This is a genomic window from Ulvibacter sp. 2210JD10-4, from assembly GCF_058148525.1.
This window is the reverse complement of the sequence record NZ_JBYVJZ010000002.1, coordinates 338,766-363,315: the sequence shown is the minus strand read 5'-3', so window position 1 is coordinate 363,315 and position 24,550 is coordinate 338,766. Positions and strand designations below refer to the sequence as shown.

Here is a 24,550-nt window from a genome sequence, read left to right as displayed (position 1 = left end):
TTTGAATATTGAAACATGAGTTTAAAAGATAAATTACTTTCCTCTTATATAGCTTTTGAAGATGATTTAGAAGTCGATTCTCCTATACATGAGATTCGCAATAAGTCCATTAAAAAATTTGAAAACGATGGATTTCCAACTAAAAAAGACGAAGCGTGGAAATATACGTCCTTAAATTCTTTGCTGAAAAATGATTATAGTGTTTTTCCAAAGCAATTAGATAATATTATTGAACTCAAAGATGTCAAAAAGTATTTTCTTCATGATATTGATACGTATAAAGTAGTTTTTGTAGACGGTGTTTACAGCTCGTTCCTTTCAGAAACAACACATGATAAATTAGATGTATGTTTGTTGTCGGCAGCATTAAGCAAGCCTAAATACAAACCGGTAATTGAAGCTTATTTCAATAAGGTTGCAAAAGACGAAAGTCTAACGTCCCTTAATACAGCTTTTGCAAAAGAAGGAGCATATATACACATCCCTAAACACAAAGAGGTAGAAAAACCCATTGAGATTATTAACTTCTCAACCGGTAATGAAACTGCAATATTCTTACAACCCCGAAATTTAATTGTAGTAGGAGAAAATGCTCATGTACAGATTATTGAACGTCATCAAAGTCTTTCTGAAAATGAAGTACTTACTAATAGTGTAACGGAAATTTTTGCTGAAAAAAGAGCTTATATTGATTATTACAAAATTCAAAATAATCTAATTTCAGCTTCACTAATAGATAATACCTATTTAGCTCAGGAACGGGAAAGTAATTGTAATGTTCATACATTTTCTTTTGGCGGAAAATTAACCCGAAACAATCTTAACTTCTATCAAAATGGAGAATACTGTAATTCAACCTTAAAAGGGATTACCATTTTGAAAAATAAACAACATGTTGACCATAATACATTAGTACATCATATTGCTCCGAACTGTGAAAGCCATCAAGATTACAAAAGTATTTTTGGCGATGCTTCAATAGGTGTTTTTAATGGAAAAGTTGTCGTTGAGAAAGAGGCACAAAAGACAGATGCATTTCAACAAAACAACAATATTCTAATCAACGATAAAGCAACTATTAATGCAAAACCACAGCTGGAAATCTTTGCAGATGATGTAAAATGTTCTCACGGTTGTACTATTGGCCAATTAGACGATGAAGCACTATTTTATATGCGTTCTCGCGGAATTGCAAAAAAAGAGGCTCGGGCTTTATTAATGTATGCCTTTGCCAATACAGTGTTGGAAAGTGTGAAAATTCCTGAATTAAAAAGACGAATCAATAAGTTAATTGCCAATAAGATTGGTGTTAACTTAGGCTTCGAAATTTAATTTTTATAATCCTTTTAATCTCACTTATGGCATTCGATGTTCAAAAAATACGAACTGATTTCCCTATCCTTCACCGTACAGTAAACGGATATCCGTTAGTATATTTGGATAATGCCGCAACTTCCCAAAAACCTCAAGTTGTAATAGATTGTATTGTAGATTATTATAGCAAGTACAATGCAAATATACATCGAGGTGTGCATTCGCTTTCTCAGGAAGCAACCGATGCTTATGAAGCAGCTCGAAAAAAAATTCAAACGCATTTTAATATAAGGCATTTACACGAAGTAATTTTTACTTCGGGGGCGACCCACAGTATCAATCTGGTTGCTAATGGCTTTTCTTCAATTCTTAAACAAGGTGACGAAGTTCTTGTTTCGGCTTTAGAACATCATTCCAATATTGTCCCCTGGCAAATGTTATGCGAACGTACAGGAGCCACTTTAAAAGTGATTCCAATGAGCGAAGAAGGAGTGTTACTCCTTTCAGAATATGAAGCAATGCTTTCAAAAAAAACAAAGTTGGTCTTTGTTAACCATATTTCAAATGCTTTGGGAACTATCAATCCCATTGAAACTATTATTAAAAAGGCTCATGCCATTGGTGCAGCAGTGTTGATTGACGGGGCTCAATCATGTTCACATATAAAACCCGACCTGCAACAACTCAATGCAGATTTTTATGTGACCTCAGCTCATAAAATGTGTGGCCCAACAGGGGTTGGAATTCTTTACGGAAAAGAAAAATGGCTTACCAAATTACCCCCTTATCAGGGCGGTGGTGAAATGATCAAGGAAGTTACCTTCGAAAAAACTACGTATGCAGCATTACCTCATAAATTTGAAGCAGGAACTCCCAACATTGCAGGAGGTATTGCTTTTGGTGCTGCAATTGATTATCTTAACAGTATTGGCTTTGAAGCCATTGGAGCTTATGAAAAAGAGCTGCTGGATTACGCAACTCAACAATTATTAAAAATTGAAGGCTTAAAAATTTACGGTACAGGAGTAGAGAAGACTTCTGTAATTTCGTTTAATATTGAAGGTATCCATCCTTACGATATTGGTACTATTGTTGACAAATTGGGAATAGCAGTGCGTACCGGACATCATTGTGCCCAGCCCATAATGGATTTTTATAAGATTCCAGGGACTGTTCGTGCTTCTTTTGCTTTTTATAATACAAAAGAAGAAGTAGATAGTTTGGTGGCAGCAGTAACAAAAGCAAAATTAATGCTAACTTAAATATTAAATCATGAGAATACTAACCTTACTGACCGTATTTATCTTTACCATTGTAACCAGTAGTTGCGATGAAACTAAAAAAGTAATTGATGTGGCAGGAAATGTACAACTATCCGGAATGTATACAGTTACCAATATTAACGGCAATGCTGTAAACACTTCAGGTGACAAGAAAGTGCATATGTCTTTTGCTGCCCTAGATAAGACCATCCGTGGAAATACCGGATGCAATTCTTTCTTTGGGAGCTATATTTTAGATTTATATGCATTGAGTTTTAGTGATATTGGCCAGACAGAAATGGCGTGTGATGAACCAATTATGACTACAGAAAATGCTTTTATGCAAGCACTTAGAAATACGGGGTCTTATTCATTACAAGAAAACATACTTACACTGTATTCTAAGGTAGACAGAAGCGTTTTACTAACTGCCAAAAAGGATACTAAAGAAGCAAACTAATAATGACAATTGAAGCCATACAAGAAGAATTAATTGACGAGTTTTCATTATTCAATGACTGGATGCAGAAATACGAATATATGATAGACTTGGGAAAGTCATTACCACTAATTGATCCTTCTTTTAAAACAGACGACAAATTAATTAAAGGATGCCAATCCAAAGTTTGGTTACATTCTGATTTGGAGAATGGCAAAGTTGTTTTTACAGCAGATAGTGATGCAATTATTACCAAAGGTATTGTTGCGATTCTAATTAGAGTATTCTCCAATCAAAAACCAGAAGATATTGTTGCCGCTAATACTAATTTCATTGATGAAATAGGTTTAAAGGAGCATTTATCTCCCACACGTGCCAACGGCCTGGTTTCAATGATCAAACAAATGAAGTTGTACGCTATTGCGTATCAGGCACAACTTAAAAACTAAGAATATGTCAACAACAAATATTGATACAACCGAATTAGGCGAAAAAATAGTAAAAGTGCTTAAAACTATTTACGATCCCGAAATTCCTGTAGATATTTATGAATTAGGATTAATCTACGATGTATTTGTAAATGAAGATTTTGAGGTGAAAATTCTTATGACACTTACAACACCAAATTGCCCGGTTGCCGAAACATTACCCGTTGAAGTAGAAGATAAGGTTAAATCCATCAAACTCGTGAAAGATGCCGAAGTGGAAATCACTTTCGATCCGCCCTGGAGTCAGGACCTGATGAGTGAGGAGGCTAAATTGGAATTGGGAATGTTATAATGGAAAAGGAAATTATAAATAGAGTTGCTAACAGCAAGTTAATTACTTTCGATTTAGAAGACTTCTATCCTGAAGGAAAGCGTATTGTTCTTGATATTTCAAAATGGCTACATGAAGGCATTGTCCTTCGTGAAAAAGAATATAGAGCATATGCAAATAATCATGATTGGGAGCAATATACAGATTGTTACGTTGCTCTTGTCTGTAGTACGGAAGCTATTATTCCAAGTTGGGCATATATGCTATTGTCTTTAAAATTGGCTCCTTTTGCCAAAAAAACAATTGTTGGTTCCTTAGATGAATTAGAAATTCTTTTATTCTCTGAAATCGTTAATATGCTTCAGCTTGATCATTTTAAAGACAAATCGGTTATCATAAAAGGCTGTTCAAATAAAGTCATCCCCTCAACTGCATTTGTTTTATTATCTCAAAAACTTCAGCCTTTAGCAAAGAGCATTATGTATGGAGAAGCTTGTTCTTCGGTTCCATTATATAAAAAAAAATAAGTCTTTAATCGAAAGATTAACGTTGCTTGTCGAAAGCTCATTTTTTTTGAATATAAATTTTTCCAAAACGCAAAAAGAACATATAAATTTGTCTCACATAAAAACACAACTAATGAAAAACCTGGTATTTTTCTTATTACTAATTTGTCCCTTTATCATCTCTGCACAAGATGCCGAAGAGAAGGAAGCTCCTAAGGATGGTTGGACAAAAGCCGGAAATATCTCTTTGTTGTTTAGTCAGGCCGCTTTTAATGAAGAATGGACAGGAGGTGGAACTTCCAACTATGCAGCAAACCTTGGATTAATTTATGATTTTAACTACCGTCAGGAAAAACTAGTTTGGGATAATCGCATAGTGGCAGACTATGGTATCACCAAAGTAAAGGATCAGGAGTTTACGCGTAAAACAAATGACCGCTTGGAATTAAATTCTATTATTGGGAAACAAATTAGAGAAAGCAATTGGTTTTATTCTTACTTTCTAAATTTCAAAACACAAATGACCTCAGGATATGAATATGGAGAAGATATCGATGGAAATGAAATTCGTACAGAGGTAACTAAATTATTATCCCCCGGTTACATACAAACAGGGCCAGGATTGTTCTGGAAAAAAAGTGATAATCTAAAAGTAAATATCTCGCCTGCGACTGCAAAGCTTATTATTGTGGATAGTGATTTTACGAATGTTGGCAGTGACCAGGCTGTGATCGATGCCTTTAATGATGCCGGAGGTTATTTTGGTGTAGAGGCTAATGAAAGCAGTCGTTTTGAGTTAGGTGTATCTCTTTCAGGTTATGCAAAACTTGATATAATGAAAAACGTAACGGTAGAGAACGTTTTAAACTTGTATTCCAATTACCTGGAGGACCCCCAAAATATTGATATTGATTATACACTTAATTTAATTATGGCAGTTAATAAATACATTACTGCAAATGCTACTTTACAAGCAATTTATGATGATAATGCCGTGCAAGGCTTTCAAATTAGAGAAGCCTTAGGCATTGGTGTAACATATGGTTTTTAATAATTCCCTGAAAGATTGATTGATTAAAACTGTAGCGATAAATTGAACAACTCGATGTGTTTTATATCTTTGGTTAGTTAGTCGTTGAAATGTTCAAGCTACAGGGAAAAGCCGTCTTTACGACGGCTTTTTTTATTCGGTATATTCATCATATAAAAAATGATTGTAAGGGAATCTGCTTACATGGATCTTCTTTACTTTCTCATAGACCAGTTTTCTAAACTCTTCAAAATTCTCCTTTTTAAGAGCCGAAACAAAAATAGTGTCATTCTCTGTCGAACTCATCCAAGTACGCTTCCAGTCTTCCAAACTATAATGTGCTTTTGTTTTTTTAGTCACCAAATCGTCTTCATCTATAATTTCAGCTTCATAAGCATCAATTTTGTTAAATACCATTATGGTGGGTTTATCAGCACTGTCTATTTCATCGAGAATTTTATTCACCGAAGCTATATGATCCTCAAAAGAAGGATGTGAGATGTCCACCACATGTAACAATAGGTCTGCTTCACGTACCTCATCGAGTGTGCTTTTAAAAGACTCTACCAATTGCGTGGGAAGTTTACGAATAAAACCAACCGTGTCACTTAACAAAAAAGGAAGGTTCCCAATCACTACTTTACGCACAGTAGTATCAAGGGTAGCAAAGAGTTTGTTTTCTGCAAACACTTTACTTTTACTTATTACATTCATTAAAGTAGATTTCCCAACATTGGTATAGCCTACTAAGGCAACACGAACCAATGCTCCGCGATTACCTCTTTGTACCGACATTTGTTTATCAATAGTCTTGATCTTCTTTTTCAGTAATGCAATACGATCCCTAACAATACGGCGGTCAGTTTCAATTTCTGTTTCACCGGGGCCCCTCATACCAATACCTCCTCGTTGTCTTTCTAAGTGAGTCCACATTCCTGCCAAACGGGGTAGCAAATATTCGTACTGAGCTAGCTCTACCTGAGTACGGGCATAACTTGTTTGGGCGCGTTGCGCAAAAATATCAAGAATTAAATTGGTGCGATCTATAATTTTACACTGTAATATCTTTTCAATATTCTTTTGTTGTGCAGGCGATAGTTCATCATCAAAAATGGCAATCCCTATATCATTTTCTTCCACAAATTCACGTACCTCTTCCATTTTACCCGTCCCAATAAATGTTTTAGGGTTAGGCATTTCCATTTTCTGAACAAATCGCTTTAATACTTCACCTCCGGCAGTATACGCTAAAAACTCAAGTTCATCTAAATACTCCTTAGATTTATCCTGATCCTGTTGCTGAGTAATTAAACCCACAAGTATCGTTTTTTCGTATTCTAAATTTGTTTTCTCAAGCATAGATTTAATATCTTTTACAAAGGTACAAAACACTTTGTAAGGGTTTTTTGTATTTTACAGTCAATTAACGAATACATGATGCAGGATTCTTCAAAAAATAAAAGTCTTTACAACATTGCTTTTTATAACCTCGAAAATTTGTTCGACACAAAAAATGACCCAAAAACATTAGATGATGACTTTACGGAAGATTCTAAAAAGAAATGGAATGATAAGCGTTTTCAGAAAAAAATAAAGAAATTAGGCCGTGTTATTTCCAGTATTGGCTATAGTGATATTTATCATCCTCCGGTAATGGTTGGTGTAGCAGAAGTTGAAAACCAAGCGGTACTTGAAGCTTTGGTGATTTCAAAGTTTTTGAAAAATAAAGGATACGATATTGTTCATTTTGATTCTCCGGACGAACGTGGTATCGATACAGCATTGCTTTACAGGTCTGAATATTTTACTGTGGAGCACAAAGAAGTTTTCACCCTGTTTTTAGATAATGAATTTGGTGTTCGCGATTTTACCCGCGATATTTTACATGTAAAGGGGTTGTTGGAAAAAGAACCTGTGCATATTTTAGTGAACCACTGGCCTTCACGTAGAGCAGGTACCGAAGAAACAGCCTATAAACGAATTGCTGCCGCCGCAAAAAACAAAGAAATTATTTCCGGGATTATTTCTGAAAACCCTTCAGCTAAGATCATAGTGATGGGTGATTTCAATGATGATCCTCACAGTGAGAGCATAAAAGGATTAACAACACAGGACTTATATAATCCTATGGAAGTTTTACTGACCAAATATTCGGGCAGTACAAACCATAGAGGAAACTGGAATCTGTTCGATCAAATTTTGCTTTCTCACAATTTTATGCAACAACACGGTAATTCATTTCGATTTGAGAAGGCTAAAATTTTTAACCCAAGAGAGCTGGTCGAATATAAAGGGAGAAACAAGGGAAATCCGTTCAGAACATTTGTGGGACGAAAATATATTGGTGGTATTAGTGATCATTTTCCTGTGTATGGTACATTTTCAGTACACAAAAAATAGAATCTATTCTAATACTTCGGTTATCAATCAATGCGCCGATGAATAATATAAATAACCGCTTATAATGAAAAAATTATTGCTATTAGTACTCGTAATGAGTATGCTTTGCATCGACCTTGCTTTGGCGCAACAAGATCCTCAGTATACACAATATATGTACAATATGAATGTGGTAAATCCTGCCTATGCCGGTTCCAGAGAATCGATTTCCATTACCGCTTTATACCGTAAGCAGTGGTCCGGTTTTGAAGGAGCCCCTGAGACTATCACCTTTTCTGCACATTCTCCCATAACCGATAAGGTAGGTTTAGGTCTTTCGGTCATCAAAGACGAGTTGGGGCCCATTAGTGAAACAAATGTATATGCGGACTTCTCCTATACATTACAGCTAAGTGAAAGCTTAGAATTGGCTTTAGGTTTAAAAGCAGGTGCCACTTTTCATGATGTGGGCCTTATCGATTTGGAACTACAAGATCCCAACGATCCATTTTTCTCACAGGATATCAACAACACCTACCCCAATATAGGAGCCGGAGCTTTTCTATATGCAGATAATTTTTATGTAGCGCTGTCCGTACCCAATCTTTTAAATTCAGTTCATCTCGATGAAAACGGAATTAAATATGGTAGCGAAACCAATCATTATTTTGCAACGGCAGGATATGTCTTTCAGGTTTCGGAAAATGTTAAACTGAAGCCTTCTGTACTTGCAAAATCAGCTTTTGATGCGCCTTTATCTATAGATGGAAATGTAAATGCACTCTTTTATGAAAAATTTGAAATTGGAGCTTCATATCGTTTGGATGATTCCTTTAGTGGTTTGGTGGGGTTTCAGGCTACACCTGCGATTCGTATAGGCTATGCCTATGACAGGGTCGTTTCGGATATTGATGCGGTTAGTGATTCTTCACATGAGATCATACTGACCTTTAATTTGATCTTTAGTAAACGTGCTCAACGTTCCCCCAGATATTTTTAATTATCTAATTTCATTCAAAAATGAAAAATATATATACAATCTTGTTCCTCTTAATAGTTAGCATAACTGTTGTTACTGCACAAAATGAAGATACCAAAAAGGCAGATCAATTGTATGACAGATTATTCTATACAGATGCTGCCGAAGCTTATCAAAAACTGCTGAAAAAAGGAAAAGGCAGTCGCTATGTCTTTGAGCGATTAGCAAATAGCTACTATTATATTAACAATACCAAAAAAGCAGAAACCTATTATAGACGTGTTGTTAAAGGACGAAAGGTAAAAGCAAAAACTGTTTACAATTATGCACAATCATTAAAAGCAAATGGGAAAATTAGTGACTATGGTATCTATATGAGAAAATTTGCCGAGATGAAACCCAACGATTCCAGAGCAATAGCATTTATAAAGAACCCCAATTATGTATCTAAGATTATGGAAGAGGCACCAAGGTATTCGGTTACAAATATGGAAGAGGTAAATACAGAGTATTCAGAATTTGGTGGTTTTACTATGGGGATGGACTTCTATTTTTCTTCGACCAGAAATACAACTCGCAAAGAGTACGGCTGGAACGAAGAACCCTATCTGGATATTTATAAAGCAAGTGAAGTAGGCGGAACTATTAAAAATGCCGAACTAATCGATGGGGAGATTAATACGAAGTTCCACGAAGGAAATGTAGCTATTACTGCAGATGGAAAACGCATGTATTTTGATCGTAACGATTATTATAAAGGTGATTATGATAAGAATAGCGAAGGTATAAACCAAATCAACCTGTATTATGCCGAAAATGTAGACGGTATCTGGAAAGATATTCAGCCTGTATCATTTAATAATGATGAATATTCTACAGGCCACCCTGCTTTAAGCCCGAATGGCAATACGCTGTATTTTGTAAGTGATATGCCCGGAGGAAAAGGGATGAGTGATATATACAAAGTATCCGTTAACAAGGATGGGAGTTTAGGAACTCCTCAACGATTAGGAAATACTATTAATACTGAAGGAAAAGAAGTGTTCCCGTATGTAGACAGCAATGGTACTTTGTATTTTTCCAGTGATGGACATCAGGGTATTGGAGGATTAGATGTGTTTTCTGCTGAAGCTACCGGAAACGGATTTGAAGAAGTAAAAAATATGGGTAAAGACATAAACAGTCCCGGGGACGATTTTGCTTTCAAATTCAATTCCGCTACCATGGCAGGCTATGTTTCTTCCAACCGAAAAGGAGGAAAAGGAAGTGATGATATTTATATTGTAAAAGAATTGGAAATTCCTTGTCAAGTGGTTATACATGTAAAGGTCGTGGACGAGTATACAGATATGCCTATTGATGGAGCCCGTGTGAATTTAAATGATACTCTTGAGAATACGCTAAGTAGCATGACAACCGGCCCGGAGGGTACCGTAACTTTTCTTGCGGAATGTGATAAAGAATATGTACTACAAGGGTTGTCCAAAGGCTATGAAAGTAATGTGGTAACTATTGCCCCAACAAATATTCCTGAAGTTAACAGCTTGTTAGAGCTACGTCCTATTGAAGCTATTATTGAAGATGATAAAGTAGTTCTAAATCCAATATTATTTGATCTGGACAAGCATAACATTAAACCGCAGGCCGCTTTCGAATTGGATAAACTTGTTGCTATTATGCAGAAATACCCTAAGATGAAGATCAGTGTGGAAAGTCATACAGATACTCGTTCCAGTGACGAGTATAATCTGGACTTATCGGAAAGGCGTGCACAAGCTACGGTACAATATGTGATCTCTAAAGGGATTGATGCTAGTCGTATTAACGGCAAAGGATATGGTGAGGGCCAGCCTAAAATTGATTGTGGTAAAAATTGCACCGAAGAACAGCACCAAAAGAACAGACGTTCAGAGTTTATTATTGTTGAGCGTTAATTTTTTATTCTACCTCCTGCAAAAAATCTTCGATCGTCTTAAAGTATAGCTCCGGTTGGTCCAGCCAGCCATAATGCCCACATTTTTCAAGAATTGTTACTGTTGAATTTCTGAAAACACTATGTGCTGTTTCTGCAATACTCTTATCAATGATATCTTCCTGTCCCTGAACAATTAAAACCGGTGCTTTGAAATCTTTTAGTTCTTCCGAACAATCAAAATCTATCTTTCTCATGTTCTGAAACACAAGTCGATTGATCGTAACATTTCCTTGTGTTAGCCTTTTGGCAACTACAGGAACATTCGATTTGTCATATAAATATGCCGGAGCAAGGAACCTTCCCCGCTGCAGTCTCGCAAAATAGGTAGTATCTCCATTTGCAATTTTAGTGTTCCAATAATTCAAAGAATCTCTTTGTGATTGGGTCAATCCTTCTGTGATGTTGATTATTGAAAATAGATCCATATTAACACCTCCCGAAGAAGATAAAATAAGACCTTTTACTTTTTCCGGAAATTTGGATGCGTAGTAAGATGCCAGCATTCCGCCAAATGAATGTCCAAACACGATCCATTCCTCAATCTCTAAATGTTTTCTAATCGCCTCAATATCCCGGATCATGGCATCCATTGTAATAGTCTTGGTATCAACATACGGTATTTTAGATTTTCCCGTACCCCTTTGATCATATATAATAGCTTTATGAGATTGGCCCATAATTTTAGCTAAAGGTCTGAATCCTTCACTGGACATCCCCGGACCTCCGTTAATAATTAACATAGGATCTCCTTCCCCATAGGTAGTCAAACAAATGGTATTATCGTCATTAACAATACTTAACTCGGTCTGAGAAAATAGTGTAATGGGGATAAAAAATACGGTCAGAAAGATTCTTATAGTTTTTATGTCCATAGTATAGTTAATAAAATGAGCTCAGCAATTTTGAATATCATCTTTAGTAATTAATTTGCTTAAATGTAGCCAAAATTTTAAATACTAAAACAGCACTTAATTCCCACTTATTTTAATGTTGTCTATATGGTAACGTGTAGTGGCACTAGGGTCTGACCCTTTATAAAAGAAAGCAATGTGAACAGTCCCGTCTAAACATGAAATATTGATGGGCCCTATATTTTTAAACCCACCAAATGCATCCTGTGGCCCAATAGGAATAGTAGCATCCAATAATAACCAATCTGTTGTGGTAACATCTCCCGTAAAATTGGTGGAGGCCCATACTGTCAAAATAGTTCGGTTGTCATAAGCTGCTTCAATATCAAACAGTAATTCTTCTCCGGTAGTTGCATCCATATTGATTTCCGGGCTTACCAACCATACTTCTATAGTGGCTTCTCCTGAATTAAATCCTGAAATCTGTACGTAGTTATTTGCACTAAAACTTCCTAAGCCCCATTTCGTAGTTCCATTACTAACATTCACATTTGTCCACCCTGCAACTTCATAATCTTCAATGGTATTAAAGTCTTCAAAATTTTCTCCATACAATCCGGTTCCACCACCACTGGGAGTTGTGCATACAAAAATATCCGGATCACAACGTTCCTCACTATCAAAATTAATAGCAGTAGGGTCATTTACCACGATATTTAGTGTGTCTCCAAAAAAATTATAGGTTAGAATTCCCTCTATGCTACCCCTGCCTATAGGCAGTAATAACGCTTTAAAATCGGCAAAGGCAGATGTGCTAAAGATAACTCTTGCCCCATTGGTACAGCTTTCCAGAAGACGTTCTCCATCAAACTCATCAGTAGGTTCTGCCGCAAAGGTTACGGGACTATCACCTAATACTTCGGTACGATCAAACTGTACATCATTCAAACGAATATATAAATTGGTCAACTCGTCTTTGAAATCACTGATATTTAAATCCAAGGGGGTGATTTCTGCTACTTCCGAATCTCTTGTTACAAAATTGAATAATTGTGACTCTGCAATTTTTCCCAGACTATTTCCATCACGTACACCAAGAGCTAAAACACCGCTATCGAAACCAACTGTCAATCCATCTAATTTCACATATACTTTTCTGCCAAATTCATAAGTAGTAAATAATGGGTTCATGTCTGCCAGTACTTTTACTCCTGCTGAAGGATTTGATGCTGCGTTCTGAAGAATTAACTCTTCAAAGTAGTTGCCTCCCTCATCACTGGAAATAACATATCCTGAAATATACATCTCATTATCGGGGTCCTCATCATTAAATGTAAGCACCTGGTTTTCATTATTATTTATTTCCTGAATTAATAGGTTGCGTAAGGCACCAATGGTAATTACATTGGCAGGTTCTATATTTACAGCTTCTATTGGCTGCGTAGGGATATCAAACTCTCCGTCTTGGACACAGGATATCACAATTATCAAAGCTAAGAACAGTATAAATATTTTATAAAAGTTAATGGTCTTCATAGTATATGAGTTGTTGTTTTCTATTAAAATCTAACATAAAGGTTTGCATAATATGTAGTTCCTCTTCCGAAGAAATAACGGGATCCAAATACAGGAGTTTCTCTTTTACTTTCTTCCAGTACTTTACGATAATCTGCATAGCGGGAATTTTCGAAGCCTCCCGTTATATATTCTTCCCCTAATACATTGTTGATGGATGCAAAGAATCCTATGTAGTACCGTTTTATTTTCCACGATTTTCCACCCACCACATTAAAAAGCATATAATCATCAAACTTTTCTTGTTGTAATAGTGTTCTCGCAATTTCCGGATGATAATCGTTAAAAGGCTGCCCTGAAAAATCTGTCACAAATGCATCAGACCTTCTTATGGTACTTACATCTATATATGCATTTGAAAAGTAGTTGGAAGTAACACCTATCCACCAGAAATCAGGAGCACTGTATTCAAAACCTAATTGGTATGCATGTTCCGGTCCACTGGCAACATGATAGTTTTCCAGTTTAGTTGTTCCATCATCAAGGATCAAGACACCATTTTCAATTCCTAAAACATCTGTTATACCTAAGAAATCTTCGGATGTAAAATATTGGTTCGGATTGTTAGTATATGTGTTCTGGCCCACTGAAGCTGCTGTTTTTAACTTAACTGTTGGCGTTAGCTGTGCTTCTACTCCTAGTTCCGTTCCCATTCGACGGCTTTCAATTCCTGTCAATATTTCCTGCAAAAAAGCATTTCCATTTTCTTTTCCTCGCACCGATTCGGTAAAATAAAAATTGATATCCGTTTGACCTGCAATGGTATTGTAGTATGTAGTTAGCCTCGCTTTTACAATTGGAGAACGAAAAATATAGCTTACATCTGCATTCTGAATAGCTTCATTTTCCAAGCCAATTACCGCATCATTATTTTGACGTGAATTACTAAAAGAATTTCGCAAACTTGGTGCTTTGGTAATAAGTCCGGCATTCATATCAACTAAATGTCTTCCTGTTATTTTATAAGTAAATCCCCCTTTTACTCCAAAATTGGTAAAGCTCAATTTCTCACTTGGACCGAAAGAAGCTGCTCCTGGAAAGTTTCCATTTTCAAACAACCCTATACGCTGATAGTTTGTTTGGGAAACCACTGCTCCCAGATAAAAGTCTACTGTATTGTATTTAAACTGAGCTTGCACAAAGCCTGAAAACACTGATGCTTTTAACTTATAATTGTACTTATAGCGATCTCCTTCCGTAACTATACGATCTGGATTACGAAGGTCATTTTGAGCTACATCTACAATGGCCTGGTTATTATCTCCTTCAGCAAAATAATCTATATCCAAATATCCGGTTCCTCCCAGCAAGTCACTTAATTCGGCAAAATTCTCACTTTTCAAGCTTCTGTAATTAATGTTTCCGCTAATGGTGCTTTTTTCAGAAATAGGTGTATTAAAAATGGGATTTATTGTAAACTGTGTGTCATCTGTTCGGTCATTCTGAATAGCATAAATAGAATTTCCACCGTTAGCAACATTTATGGGATTCGTATTTGCAAGATATAGAGCTTCCCAGTCTAACTGCCCGTCATGAATAAATTCCTGCTCAGCTTGATATGCTAATTGATACTGGTATGGTGATGGATCCTCAAAACGAAGAAAATAGCTTGGCATCCTTTGATAGTAATTTCCAAAAGGATTACGGGCACCACCTAAGTAAGAGTTCTGGCCGTTAAAAGTAACTAACCGTGTACCGCCATTATCAATACGTGTGTTGCCTTTTTTACCAAACTGATACCCTAAGTTGGTATTCAATGTGGCCTTATCTCCTATTTTCCAATAATGATTAATAAGTAATACCGGTTCTTCGATCTTACGAATTCTACTGTTACGAATCTGTCCGTCTTGATATCCCCAATTAGGATTGTAGCGAACTCCTTTAAGAGTTTTAGCTTCCTGAGTGATCGCTGTTGAACTGCCTCTTCGGTTAGGGGTGTAGAAAGTTGTTAAATTTAAACTGTGTTCATCGTTTAGTTTTTTCTCTACGGAAGCAAAGAATGAATTAGCATCGTACAAAGTACCATTCTGGAATCCTTCATTTCCAAAACGTCTCGAAAGCAATACCGAGTAAGCCCAACCGCTTACAGATATTCCACTATGGTACGACCCCATTACTCTCCCTTCATAACTTCTATTTGCCGCAGCAAAAGATATACGCCCTCCTTTGCGATATTGTGAGGCCCTCATAATGATATTGGTAGTCCCTGCAATGTCTCCAAAAGTATAATCGTTTGCTTTTAGACCCATGGAAAATTCACGGTTGCGCTGCACATCATTTAAACCTCCCCAGTTTCCCCATTGAGGGCGGCCAGTATATTGTTTATTCATTTCAATCCCGTTGATCAATACCTTACCGTTTGCACCGTCCAATCCTCTTGGGCGAAAAAAGGTTGCGCTAAAATCAAAAGCTGCTGCTTTTAAAAAAACATCTCCGGAGGCTTGTAATAATCCGGATATATTAAAAGAAGTCACTTCATCCCGGCCTAGTTCATCATCGCTTAGGTGTATTATTCCTATTTGGGATTCTAATTGGGTTAGATCTACTTCCAGTAAGATAGGGTCGAGGTTGATTAATTTTCCTTTCTGAATAGTGACAGGAATCCTTTGAGTGTAATATCCGGTCTTTTCTACTACAACTATTTGTTCTCCCGGTGAAGTATGAGTGTTTTCAATGAAAAACATCCCTTGTGCATTTGTAACAGCACTAAATACAGTTCCCTTAATTTGAATCTCAACATCCGGAAGTGCTTCGCTTGAATTGATATCTACAACCCTTCCCTTCACAATAGTTTCTTGTGCTATTCCCACAGGAAGAAAAAAGAATACTACACAGAAAGAAAAAATGAATCGATTCCCCTTTATTTTTTTGTACACAGATAAGAAATTAATGGGGAGCGCTGCAAATTATATTTTTTGATTTAAAAAATTAAAAAGAGGCACACACCATTCTTGAATCATGTGTACAACCCTCTTTTTTCTGTATGAAACTCCCTTAAGTTTGTTGATATATTTCAAAATATAAAACCTCTTTAGAGAATCATTAAAACACTTTTCATATATACAATGAAGCTATCCTATTATTTCGCAGTATTTTTCATTCTTTTTTTCAGTACAGCTATCGCACAGGACAAAAAAGCGTATAAAGTTGCTACTATTGCTTTCTACAATCTTGAAAATTTATTTGATTTTGAAGATGATCCTCTAACCTTTGACGATGATCGAACCCCAACCGGAAAAGATCACTGGACTGAAGAAACCTATAATGCCAAACTAAAAAACATGGCAAAGGTCATTTCTGAAATAGGTCATGATGTTACAGGAACAACTCCTTCATTAATAGGCGTTTGTGAAATCGAGAATAGAAAAGTTTTGGATGATCTTGTAAATCAGGAACCTCTCCTACATAAGAATTACGGAATTGTACAATTTGACTCCCCGGACAGGCGCGGGATCGATGTTGCTTTATTATATCAAAAAAAACTATTTATTCCTACTAATTACAAAGCAGTACCATTATACATTTACAATGATAATGATAAAGCCAAACGGGTATTCACCAGAGATCAATTAATAGTGAGCGGAATGCTGGATGGTGAAAAAGTTCATGTGATTGTAAATCACTGGCCATCCCGAAGAGGAGGAGAAGCATACAGCCGTCCTAAACGTATCAAAGCAGCAAAATTAACCAAACGGATTATAGACTCTTTACATAGCGAAAATCCTTACGCAAAGATCATTACCATGGGCGACCTTAATGATGACCCTACAAGCCCAAGTGTAAAAGAAATTCTAGGAGCCAAAAAGGATCGTGAAAAAGTAAAATTAAAAGAACTGTTTAATCCCATGGAAGATATGTACAAAAAAGGTTTGGGAACACTGGCATGGCGTGATAGTTGGAATTTATTTGATCAAATAATCATTTCGGCCGAATTACTCAAAAACGAATTTTCCAGTTATCGTTTCTATAAAGCCGGAATCTACAACAAGGCCTATCTTTCTAACTTGCATGGGCGCTATAAAGGCTACCCATATCGCAGCTATGCGAATGGTAGCTTTACCGGTGGCTATAGCGATCATTTTCCTGTATATATCTATTTAATTAAAGAGGTTAATGATATGCCTAAATAATAACCCGATTTTTTTCTTCCAGTATTGCAAATCAGCCAAAGTATAGTTCTTTTCATCGAAAACACATAGTATGATATGATACCCTAATACATTCTAAATCAAAAAAGGCAAATAGATTTGGTTTCTCCCCAAATAAATTTTGAGCTTTTTATGAAAAACCTATGTGTCTATGTACTTGTTTTGTTCCCCTTTTTGGTAATTGGACAAACAAATACAGAGAATTATGTAAAATCAACCACCTATCAGGTAGCAACCACAGATGGAAATGTCGCTGAGGACGATAAAATAGAATCCATTACCTATTACGATGGTCTGGGAAGGCCCAAACAAAGTATTGCACAACGTGCAGGAGGAAACCTTGAAGATCTTATTACGCCTATGGAATATGACGCTCTGGGAAGACAGGCTAAAGACTATCTACCCTATCCTAAAGCAGTTAATGATGGAGGCTACCAGGTGGATCCTATGGCAAATTTAACACAGTTTTATTTAAATAATTTTGACGATGACAGTGACGGTAATGGCTATATCAATCCGTATAGCGAAAAAGTATTCGAAAACTCTCCTCTCAATAGAATACTGGAACAGGGAGCTCCGGGGGTGGACTGGAAAGTAAATACCACTGCCAATACAGACCATACTGTAAAATTTGAATATAGTAGCAATCATAGCACCGAGGTAAAACGGTTTTCAGTGGATTTTGACAATGGAAACACGACGGCTCCTTCGTTAGCTTATGTAGGTTACTATGCCGGAGGTGAATTATATAAAAATGTTACCAAAGATGAAAACTGGCAGCCTGCCGATGGTGTCTATGGGATTACTCATGAGTTTACCAACAAGCTGGGACAGGTGATCTTAAAAAGAACCTCTGTGGAAGACCCTAACAAAGCGCCACAGGACCCTAACTACCACGACACCTATTATGTCTATGATGATTTTGGTAATCTTACCTATGTCATCCCACCCCTTGTACAAACAAATAATGGGATTATTACTCCTAATGAATTAAAAAAGCTATGCTACCAGTATCGGTATGACCACAGAAATCGCCTTATAGAAAAGAAGCTTCCCGGAAAAGGATGGGAAGAAATTGTCTATGACAAACTGGACCGGCCGATCTTAACCAGGGATCAAAACCTGAAGGATGATAACAAATGGCTCTTTACTAAGTATGATGTTTTTGGAAGAGTGATCTATACCGGAACCTTTGGAGGGGTAGGTAGCCGGGAAAGTTTTCAAAATATAGTCAATGGACTTACAGTCTTTTATGAACAAAGAACCACTACACCTACTACGGTTGGAGATATTTCTTTGCACTATACCGCCAATCAGACCTATCCTTTTTCTCCCTTAGAGGTTCTTACCGTTAACTATTATGACGATTATGTAGACACGGTAACTGATATGGGCCCTATGAACCTTCCGCCTTCGGTCTATGGAGAGCCTGTTTCAAATGCTACTAAAGGACTACCCACTGTTAGCAGGGTACGTGTTTTAGATGATACCACCAATGACTGGATCATCTCCCTTACAGGCTATGATAAAAAAGGACGTATTATTTACACTCGCTCTGTCAATGAATATTTAGACACCAATAATGTGGTGATGAGCCAGCTGGACTTTACAGGAAAACCTGTTGAGGCTAACACCATTCATGTGAAGACAGGTAATGATGCCATCACTACAAAAGATCATTTCACTTACGACCATATGGGACGCTTGCACATCCATATGCAACAGATAGATGAGGAACCTCTGCAGCTTATTGCCACCAACCAATACGATGAATTGGGACAATTGATAAGTAAAAAAGTAGGAGGCGAATTATTTGAAACCGGTTATACGGCCATTGACGATGTAGCTATTGGTGCCGATGGCCTTATCTACAAAACCACCTCAACCAATAATTGGGATGCGGGACTGGCCACCAAAGGAGTATTAGAGCATGAAGGAGGCGTTTCTTTTAGTGTACCACAACAAGGCTATATCATGCAGGCGGGCCTTAATGATGAAAATATACATTCAGGTACAGGAGGAATGGATTACTACATTCGTTTTCGGGTAACAAGCGGACAGCCTTATTTTCGCTGTTATGCACGTAATGGTACAGGACAGGTGGTAGAGATACTACCCAATACCTCCTATGTTTCAGGAGATACTTTTGCTGTGGAAAGAGAAGGGGATCAAATAAACTATATCCACAATGGAACAGTTGTTATAAGTTATCAGTTACAGGTATCCTTTCCTTCTTTTGTAGGAGATACTTCCTTTTATTCTCCCAATGCGGGGATAAAGGACCTGGAACTCTATGCCACCGGGATCAAGTCCTATTTACAAAAGATGGATTATACGTACAATATAAGGGGCTGGCTTACCGGTATTAACAATACAGGCCTTATCAAACAAAAACAAGCTGACCTGTTTAATTTCAGGATCAATTACAACCGTGTGGAAGGGACCTTAAACGGAACCCCGCTCTACAATGGGAATATTGCTCAAACCCTTTGGAAAACAAACAGTCCGGACAAGAACCTGCGAGGGTATATCTATAAGTATGATGATTTAAACAGAATTACGGAGGCAGAAGGATACAAGGGAAGTATATTAAGCAATATGCTGGCTTACAATCACCATAATGTAGGAGGAATTACCTATGACTATAACGGAAACATTCTTTCTCTTATACGGAATGGCTCCAATGACGATGAAACCGCCTATGGGGTATGGGACGACCTTACCTATCATTATATAGGCAACCAGTTACAACAAGTGGATGATGATGCTACTGTTGCTGCATATAAAGATAAAGGCTTTAAAGACGCAATCAATCTGGACGAAGATTATGATTATGACACCAATGGGAATATGACCATAGATAAAAACAAAGGGATCACTAACATTAGCTACAACCACTTAAACCTGCCGGAGGTGATCACCATCAACAATGGCACCCAAAGTGGAACCATTACCTATGTCTATGATGCTACGGGGATTAAACTAAAAAAGACTTTACAGTCCGGCACCAATGCAGATGTACATACAGAGTATGCAGGAAATTATGTATATTCAGATATGGAAACGGTAGGATCGCTACAATTACAATTCTTTAACCACCCGGAGGGGTATGTAGAACCTGTAATTAACAATACAACAAAATCTGTAAAAGGCTATGATGCAGGCAGCGAGGAGATCACCTACAGTGCATTTAAATATGTGTTCCAGTACAAAGATCATTTAGGGAATGTACGACTAAGCTATAGCGATGATGACCTAAATGGCTCCATCGACCCAAATGATGAAATTATTGAAGAATCCAATTACTATCCTTTCGGGCTCAAACAAAATGGATATAATACAGATGTTACAGGTAGTGGAAATGCGCTGGCGCAACAATGGAAGTTTGGAGGAAAGGAATACCAACAGGAACTGGACCTCAATTGGTATGATGTATCTGCACGTAATTACGATCCCGCTAGTGGACGATGGATGAACATTGATCCTTTGGCTGAGAAGATGAGAAAACATAGTCCGTATAATTATGCCTTTGATAATCCTATATATTTTATAGATTATGATGGAATGATGCCATCCGGGCCAGGAGACCCCCCTAAGAAAAAAATTCAAAATGCAATAACAGGTCTAGGTGAATCAATTATGAGCAGACTTAAAACTTTTAGCAGTTGGTTTGGAGGGGGTTCAAGTTCATCTTCAAGTAATAGAAAAGTTAACATGAGTGGTGAAGGCATTAACATATATGGAAATAATAATTCTAATGAAGGTTCCACACAAGACACAAGTGAAAACAGTAAAGGTTCATTAGATACTGATGATATTCCAACTGCTCCAGGCGGGTATAAAGGAGCAAAAGCAAATAGTATTGCAGAAGCTTTTAAGGGAGGTCTGAAGGACACTAAAAAAGTTACTGAAATAGTTGATAAGGGAACAGATTTACTAGCTGATAATAAATCAAACAACAGCTCTTCTTCATCTAGTGATTCCAGTGACGGCTCTATAAGTACTTCTAATACTTCTGGGGAAGTTTCTACTGACCAGCAAGCTAGTACAGATACAATTGCAACATCAACTAGATGGACAACTGATTCAAATGGAAATGTAAGTTCAGCAACTGTATATACTGGTCCTGTCAATGGAGCAAAGACCGATTCTGCAAAAGTAGCAAACAACATAAAGGTATGGAATAGTGACGGAAGTAACAGAACTTCATCAGGAACATCGATTGATTCAACAACAATTGATTATGAAATAAAAAATTAATAGAAATGAAGCTAGCAGTACTGATTTTTACATTTTCTTTCTTTATCTCCTGCGATGATAATAAAGTTATTTATTCTTACTATGAAAATGGTAATATAAAGGAAAAAATCAATGTAAAGGATGGTGTAAGAGATGGCACCTATGAAGAGTTTTTTTTGAACGGAAATATAAAAGCAATTAAAATGTTTTCAAAAGGGAAAGAAATCGATTCATCAGTATTCTTTTATGAAAATTATAAGAATAAAGTTAAGTTTAAAAATTATCTCTTTAAAGATCACATAAGACAAGTTTCCTTTGATACTCTATATAAAAAACAAAAACAAGGTAACATCAATAAACTTGGCAAGGCAATTGGGAAATGGAAATTTTATAATGAGAATGGAACAATAAATTCAATTATTGAGTATAAGCTTGTGAATGGGGAGTCATATGTTAATCAAAAATGGGTTTTAAATTCAAAAGGAGATACTTTATACTATCCTAGCCATTATTTTGACATATTAACGACAAAGGATACATTTTCTTTAAAAGAAGGCTTTAGGGCACTAGCCATTGTCGAAATTCCTTTTTTTAAAGATCAAAACAGTGAAATAGAAGTTAAAATTGCATCTAAAACTAGTCATGAAGATTTCAATGAAGATTTTTCTAATGAATCTTATGTAACCGTACATACTTTTAAAAATTTAAGTAAGGATGTGAAAAATCAAAAATGGTTTACTCACCTTCAAGATAGATATCAGTATTCTGCTGTATTTGGTAAAACATTTAATAGCCCTGGAGAAAAAATAATTAGAGGTTATATTATAGAATCCTATAATCAAACCCCGTCTAAATTAGATTCATTAATTCTAGAGGAAAGAAAAGTTTATTTTGAGAAAAAAATATTTGTAAAGAATCCTCTACCTGATAAAGACGAATATGAAATTGAAGAACAAGCATAGAGTGGACTTCTTATAAAAGTTGAACAATTTTTCAGACTTTTTTAGAGCGAAGCAACATTTTTATTAAAACAGTAAAGGTTCATTAGATACTGATGATATTCCTTCTGCTCCCAGCGGATATAATGGAGCTAAAGCAAATAGTATTGCAGAAGCTTTTAAAGGAGGTATGAAGGACACTAAAAAAGTTACTGAAATAGTTGATAAGGGAACAGACTTATTAGCTGATAATAAGTCAAATAACAGTTATTCATCTAATAATTCCAGTGATGGTTCTATAAGTACTTCCAATACATCTGGTGAAGTTTCTACTGTGGAAAATGAAGCAACTGTAACAGTACAAGAGATTACGAATGTAAGAGAAGGTCCTAGTTATGTAAATGGTGCTGCAAGTTATCCTGCTGTTTTTACTATGACAAAGAAAATATCTGCTCATCCAAGTGATACAGCTAATATAAAAGCCCTTTATCAAAGAAAATTAGACTTTAAATTATGTTTTATTGGGGTTATATTTCTAGGATTAATGTCTTGTAGAAATAATCCTGAGCCTGCTGTAAATCAGTCACAAAACTTGAAAAAGATTGATTCCACAATTCTTGAGTTTACTTTTAAGGATACTGTAAATATTAAGAGTAAGGTTAAAGGTAAGCTGAGATATAATCTTTTTCTTAATTCCGTAAGTCCAAGCGGTGTAGATAAAAGATATACTTTTTTATACGTTACTACTGAACCAAAAATAACCTCCCTTGAAGCTATTGAAAAAGTTAATACTTAACAATTTAAGAAATGATAATCCCCGCTACCGCTAGGCTTCTGCCTAGTGGTTCTTCCCTAGTATGAAACTTTATATATTCAGATATGGAATCTGTCGGATCACTGCAATTACAATTCTTTAATCACCCTGAGGGTTATATCCAGCTTGTATTAGACCATCCTACAAAATCTGTAAAAGGCTATGATGCAGGCAGTGGAGAGATCACCTATAGTGCCTTTAAATATGTATATCAATATAAGGATCACTTAGGTAATATAAGATTATCTTATGGTGATGACGACCTCAATGTCTCCATCGACCCAAATGATGAAATTATTGAAGAATCCAATTACTATCCTTATGGGTTGAAACAAAATGGGTATAACGACAACATGGGCTTACAACAAAAAAGAGTTCGTTTAGTAATTTCATGAAAAAAATTGTATCTAGTTGCCTTACTTATAGATAGTTACACTTTTGGCACAGAGCTTGTTTTATAAGGTTCAAACTAAACCTTATTATCATGTTACATTTTTTTAAAAAAGATAGAGAAAAGGAAAAGCAACTAGCCATAGATTCCATATTAAACTGTATTTGCAATAATACCGAGCAGTTCTCCCATAAAGAACAAACAGAAATTGTAAATAAAGTTGCAATAGAGCTAGTTGAAAACAAAAGACAAGCTCGTAAAGAATTGATCGAAGAGGCCAGAGAACTGCAAAGTTCCATCAAGAACTTACGATTACTGTATCCGGATAATGTGGCATGATCTTAAAGGCCTTTAAAATTTTAAAAGAGTGACTTCAGTAGAAACAGTGGCAAAAAGTATACAAAATTAAGAGGAGTTACTTATTCATTTAATCATAGTAAATAATACTATAGCACTTAAAGTAAAAAAGGCGTTCAATGAACGCCTTTTTTGTATTCTGCTTACTGTTAGTCAAACCATTGTTGCCAAGGGATTCTACTAAGCATTAAAATTAATGCCAATGTATAGAAGATCGCCAGCATTTTAAATTTTGGTTTTGAAACCAGTTTCTTTTTATGCTTTGAATATCCAATAGTGATCAATACTACTGTCAATAGCATTATAATAGGGTGCTCGATCGCATAGAGCCTGTATTCTGAATTTTTCATTATTTCACCCATACCACTGTTGGTAATATTCTGCAATCCCAAGGGAGATACAAAAAACAAGATCAACCCTATTAAAAACTGAATATGGGTAACAATTAGTGCAAAAAGTGAAATTCTAAAATCCTTAGGGCCATATTCTTTATTGTTTAAAAATCCGGCCAAGGCATTGATAGTAGCTATTACGACCACAAATAACACCAAATAGGCCCACCAGGAATGTATAAATTGAATAGTTGAGTACATA

21 protein-coding genes are annotated in these 24,550 nt (G+C 36.2%); 16 read left to right on the top strand and 5 right to left on the bottom strand.

Features of this window, described 5'->3' with window-relative positions:
* Positions 1–15 precede the first annotated feature (15 nt).
* The 7 genes from sufD (at position 16) to ACY2RT_RS07220 (ending at position 5,331) form a co-directional block, all read left to right on the top strand.
* Positions 16–1,332, top strand: a complete 1,317-nt coding sequence (sufD, locus tag ACY2RT_RS07250) for a Fe-S cluster assembly protein SufD (protein ID WP_490155233.1) — start codon at positions 16–18, stop codon at positions 1,330–1,332.
* Between the two features lie 26 nt (positions 1,333–1,358).
* A complete protein-coding gene (locus tag ACY2RT_RS07245; RefSeq protein WP_490155232.1) occupies positions 1,359–2,576 on the top strand; it encodes an aminotransferase class V-fold PLP-dependent enzyme in 1,218 nt (405 codons plus the stop codon).
* Positions 2,577–2,586: 10 nt separating this feature from the next.
* The gene (locus tag ACY2RT_RS07240; RefSeq protein ID WP_490155231.1) at positions 2,587–3,036 is read left to right on the top strand and encodes an META domain-containing protein; all 450 of its coding nucleotides are present in this window, start codon (positions 2,587–2,589) and stop codon (positions 3,034–3,036) included.
* A 2-nt stretch (positions 3,037–3,038) separates the two neighbouring features.
* Positions 3,039–3,464, top strand: a complete 426-nt coding sequence (locus ACY2RT_RS07235; protein WP_490155230.1) for a SufE family protein — start codon at positions 3,039–3,041, stop codon at positions 3,462–3,464.
* Positions 3,465–3,468: 4 nt separating this feature from the next.
* Positions 3,469–3,795: a DUF59 domain-containing protein gene (locus ACY2RT_RS07230; protein WP_490155229.1), complete on the top strand. Its 327-nt coding sequence runs from the start codon at positions 3,469–3,471 to the stop codon at positions 3,793–3,795.
* The gene (locus ACY2RT_RS07225; RefSeq protein ID WP_490155228.1) at positions 3,795–4,301 is read left to right on the top strand and encodes a DUF2480 family protein; all 507 of its coding nucleotides are present in this window, start codon (positions 3,795–3,797) and stop codon (positions 4,299–4,301) included. Before ACY2RT_RS07230 ends, ACY2RT_RS07225 begins: the two co-directional genes overlap by 1 nt.
* Positions 4,302–4,413: 112 nt before the next feature.
* The gene (locus ACY2RT_RS07220) at positions 4,414–5,331 is read left to right on the top strand and encodes a DUF3078 domain-containing protein (protein ID WP_490155227.1); all 918 of its coding nucleotides are present in this window, start codon (positions 4,414–4,416) and stop codon (positions 5,329–5,331) included.
* 132 nt (positions 5,332–5,463) lie between these two features.
* Here ACY2RT_RS07220 and hflX read toward each other — a convergent pair whose 3' ends face one another.
* Entirely contained in the window at positions 5,464–6,669 is a 1,206-nt protein-coding gene (gene hflX, locus ACY2RT_RS07215) for a GTPase HflX (protein WP_490155226.1), read from the bottom strand.
* Between the two features lie 75 nt (positions 6,670–6,744).
* Between hflX and ACY2RT_RS07210 the strand changes: the two genes are divergently transcribed.
* The 3 genes from ACY2RT_RS07210 (at position 6,745) to ACY2RT_RS07200 (ending at position 10,602) form a co-directional block, all read left to right on the top strand.
* A complete protein-coding gene (locus tag ACY2RT_RS07210; protein ID WP_490155225.1) occupies positions 6,745–7,710 on the top strand; it encodes an endonuclease/exonuclease/phosphatase family protein in 966 nt (321 codons plus the stop codon).
* Between the two features lie 64 nt (positions 7,711–7,774).
* Entirely contained in the window at positions 7,775–8,689 is a 915-nt protein-coding gene (locus tag ACY2RT_RS07205) for a PorP/SprF family type IX secretion system membrane protein (RefSeq protein WP_490155224.1), read from the top strand.
* Between the two features lie 20 nt (positions 8,690–8,709).
* Complete coding sequence (locus tag ACY2RT_RS07200) at positions 8,710–10,602, top strand: OmpA family protein (protein WP_490155223.1); 1,893 nt, start codon at positions 8,710–8,712, stop codon at positions 10,600–10,602.
* A gap of 4 nt (positions 10,603–10,606) precedes the next feature.
* On the opposite strand, the gene ACY2RT_RS07195 is transcribed toward ACY2RT_RS07200, so the two are convergent.
* The 3 genes from ACY2RT_RS07195 to ACY2RT_RS07185 all read right to left on the bottom strand — a co-directional run bounded on the left by ACY2RT_RS07195 (position 10,607) and on the right by ACY2RT_RS07185 (position 15,945).
* Positions 10,607–11,515 (bottom strand): alpha/beta fold hydrolase, encoded by a 909-nt coding sequence (locus tag ACY2RT_RS07195; RefSeq protein ID WP_490155222.1) that lies wholly within the window; start codon positions 11,513–11,515, stop codon positions 10,607–10,609.
* Positions 11,516–11,611: 96 nt separating this feature from the next.
* A complete protein-coding gene (locus ACY2RT_RS07190) occupies positions 11,612–13,030 on the bottom strand; it encodes a DUF5689 domain-containing protein (protein ID WP_490155221.1) in 1,419 nt (472 codons plus the stop codon).
* 23 nt (positions 13,031–13,053) lie between these two features.
* Entirely contained in the window at positions 13,054–15,945 is a 2,892-nt protein-coding gene (locus ACY2RT_RS07185) for a carboxypeptidase-like regulatory domain-containing protein (protein ID WP_490155220.1), read from the bottom strand.
* Positions 15,946–16,134: 189 nt separating this feature from the next.
* Between ACY2RT_RS07185 and ACY2RT_RS07180 the strand changes: the two genes are divergently transcribed.
* The 6 genes from ACY2RT_RS07180 (at position 16,135) to ACY2RT_RS07155 (ending at position 23,938) form a co-directional block, all read left to right on the top strand.
* Positions 16,135–17,199, top strand: a complete 1,065-nt coding sequence (locus ACY2RT_RS07180) for an endonuclease/exonuclease/phosphatase family protein (protein ID WP_490155219.1) — start codon at positions 16,135–16,137, stop codon at positions 17,197–17,199.
* Positions 17,200–17,349: 150 nt separating this feature from the next.
* Positions 17,350–21,477 (top strand): DUF6443 domain-containing protein, encoded by a 4,128-nt coding sequence (locus ACY2RT_RS07175; protein ID WP_490155218.1) that lies wholly within the window; start codon positions 17,350–17,352, stop codon positions 21,475–21,477.
* Positions 21,478–21,482: 5 nt separating this feature from the next.
* Positions 21,483–22,418, top strand: a complete 936-nt coding sequence (locus tag ACY2RT_RS07170) for a toxin-antitoxin system YwqK family antitoxin (protein ID WP_490155217.1) — start codon at positions 21,483–21,485, stop codon at positions 22,416–22,418.
* Between the two features lie 166 nt (positions 22,419–22,584).
* A complete protein-coding gene (locus ACY2RT_RS07165) occupies positions 22,585–23,190 on the top strand; it encodes a hypothetical protein (protein ID WP_490155216.1) in 606 nt (201 codons plus the stop codon).
* An 83-nt stretch (positions 23,191–23,273) separates the two neighbouring features.
* Positions 23,274–23,603 carry a hypothetical protein gene (locus ACY2RT_RS07160; RefSeq protein WP_490155215.1) on the top strand — a complete coding sequence of 110 codons (330 nt, stop codon included), beginning with the start codon at positions 23,274–23,276 and terminating at the stop codon, positions 23,601–23,603.
* An 89-nt stretch (positions 23,604–23,692) separates the two neighbouring features.
* The gene (locus ACY2RT_RS07155; protein ID WP_490155214.1) at positions 23,693–23,938 is read left to right on the top strand and encodes a hypothetical protein; all 246 of its coding nucleotides are present in this window, start codon (positions 23,693–23,695) and stop codon (positions 23,936–23,938) included.
* 167 nt (positions 23,939–24,105) lie between these two features.
* On the opposite strand, the gene ACY2RT_RS07150 is transcribed toward ACY2RT_RS07155, so the two are convergent.
* Positions 24,106–24,549, bottom strand: coding sequence for a hypothetical protein (locus tag ACY2RT_RS07150; RefSeq protein WP_490155213.1), 444 nt, complete (start codon positions 24,547–24,549; stop codon positions 24,106–24,108).
* Between the last annotated feature and the right edge of the window lies 1 nt (position 24,550).